The following is a 1,699-nucleotide window of genomic DNA, read 5'->3' on the forward strand; positions in this document are numbered from 1 at the left end:
GGATCTGACCCACTTTTCGTGACCCGAGACTGACCCTGGCGTCTTCTGATCCACTGTGTATGGTCGGCCGCCGTGCGTTCTTCTGATCTTGCTGCGGTGTTGCCTCACCTCGCGGCTGTAGTCGTTGAGCGGATCGAGCGAGGTGCTGCTGGCCTGCGGTTATGGGTTCGAGCACGGGGTCGCAGGGCGATGTGTCCGCGATGTGGGTGTCTTTCGGGGCGGGTGCATAGCCGGTATGAGCGGCGCTTGGCCGATGCCGCGGTGGCAGGTTCTCCGGTCGAGTTGCGGCTGCGGGTTCGGCGGTTCTTCTGCGACATGGCTGGGTGCGTGACTCAGACGTTCGCCGAGCAGGTCGCCGGGCTGACCAGCAAATGGGCTCGTCGCAGCCCGATCATGCGGCGGTCGTTGGAGATGATCGCTCTTGCCCTGGCCGGGCGTGCAGGCGCTCGCCTGGCTGAGTTGTTAGGGCTGGTCACCAGCCGCAGCAGTATGCTGCGGCTGATCCGCGGCCTGCCGGATCCCGGCACGGACCAGGTGACAGTGCTCGGTGTGGATGACTTCGCGCTGCGTCGCGGACACCGATATGCAACGGTGCTGATCGATGTCGAGACTCACCGGCCGATCGATGTGCTGCCCGATCGGCAAGCCGCCACCCTGGCCCAGTGGCTGGCCGCGCATCCCGGAGTCCGGGTGATCTGCCGAGACCGAGCCGGCGGCTATGCCGAAGGAGCCCGCGCCGGCGCTCCGGACGCCGTGCAGGTCGCCGACAGATGGCATCTCTGGAACAACCTGGCTGAGCACGCCGAGAAGACCGTCGCGCGGCATCACCGCTGCCTGACCGCCAGGCCCGAACAAGCGCCCGCCGATCGTGCGCCAATTGCCGCCACCGTGATCGCCGACGGACCCGAGCGAGGACTGCTGGCACCGCGCACCCTGCGGCGATACCAACAAATCCAGACGCTGCTTGCCGAAGGCGCCACGATCCGGGCGATCATGCGCGAACTCGGCCTGGCCCGTAACACCGTGCGCCGGTTCGCCCGCGCCGCCAGCGTGCACGAGCTTCTTGCCAAGTCGTCTCGTGCCGAGCGCCCGAGCATGCTCGACGAACACGCTGACTACCTGCGCCAGCGCCTTACCAGCGGCGTCACCAACGCCGTCACGCTGTTCGCCGAGATCCGCGAGCGCGGCTACCGCGGCAGCGCGACGACACTGCGCGCCTACCTGCGGCCGCTGCGCGCCACCGTCGGTCGTCCACCGGCGCCGCGACGGCCACCCAAGACCCGCAAGCTGACCAGCTGGCTACTCACCCACCCGGACCGGCTCACCGACCACGACCGCGACCAACTCGCACGGGCCCGCGCCGACTGCCCGCATCTCGACTCCCTGGCCACGCACATCTCCACGTTCGCCGAGATCCTGACATCACGACAGGGGCAGCGGCTCAACGGCTGGATCACTGCGGTCGAAGCCGACGACCAGCCCGACCTGCAGTCTTTCACCGCGGGCCTGCGTCGTGACCACGACGCCGTCGTCAACGGCCTGACCATGCCCTACAGCTCAGGCGTGGTCGAAGGGCACGTCAATCGCATCAAGATGATCAAACGCCAGATGTACGGTCGCGCCAACCTCGACCTGCTCCGCAAACGCATCCTTCTCGCCTGAACGGGTCAATCCCGGTCACGAAAAGTGGGTCAGATCC

At 67.3% G+C, this 1,699-nt stretch carries 1 protein-coding gene; it reads left to right on the top strand.

Going from position 1 to position 1,699, the window contains the following annotated elements; all coding sequences use genetic code 11:
• Nucleotides 1-96 precede the first annotated feature (96 nt).
• Nucleotides 97-1,662 carry an ISL3 family transposase gene (locus I4J89_RS49030; protein WP_309238816.1) on the top strand — a complete coding sequence of 522 codons (1,566 nt, stop codon included), beginning with the start codon at nt 97-99 and terminating at the stop codon, nt 1,660-1,662.
• The last annotated feature ends 37 nt before the right edge of the window (nt 1,663-1,699 follow it).

Source organism: Actinoplanes aureus (assembly GCF_015704865.1).
In the GTDB taxonomy this organism is placed as follows: Bacteria; Actinomycetota; Actinomycetes; order Mycobacteriales; family Micromonosporaceae; genus Actinoplanes; species Actinoplanes aureus.